The sequence below is a fragment of the Blautia sp. MSK17_66 genome (assembly GCF_020538025.1).
Lineage (GTDB): Bacteria > Bacillota > Clostridia > Lachnospirales > Lachnospiraceae > Blautia_A.
Genome location: NZ_JAJBNQ010000103.1, coordinates 1 through 388 on the forward strand (window position 1 = coordinate 1; position 388 = coordinate 388).

A 388-nucleotide genomic window follows, 5' to 3' on the forward strand; every position below is an offset into this window, starting at 1 on the left:
TGACCTCATCAAAAGGAAGTAAGAACAGCCTCTCATCGGAAGCATTCGATGCTTCTATGGGATTTCTGTGCAGAAAACTCTGAAGTGTCCCACTGCAAAAGTCCATTGTCAGTACTTCATTTTCCCATCCTTCAGACTGTCCTTTATGAAGTGTTCCGTCCTCGTTTTCCCATTCAAGAGCCTGCTCATTAACAGGCAGAGAGGTTTCCCTCACATAATTAACCGGAACCCCGTCTATCATCCGTTCAAAAATGAAATCATCTTTTTCCAGGGTAGTGCTTCCTTCAGTAAGTGCTTTTGAGGAACTTTCAAATATCTCCCAGTCTCCGGACACAAGACCTGAAACCTTCTCCTTTGCTTCCTTTTCAGACACTTTCCCGCTTCCTGC

General features: G+C 44.6%; 1 protein-coding gene. It reads right to left on the reverse strand.

Annotated elements, in window-relative coordinates:
* A partial coding sequence (locus LIR34_RS17670) for a DUF6034 family protein (RefSeq protein WP_265107761.1) occupies positions 1-373 on the reverse strand: 373 nt, incomplete at its 3' end.
* Positions 374-388 lie beyond the last annotated feature (15 nt).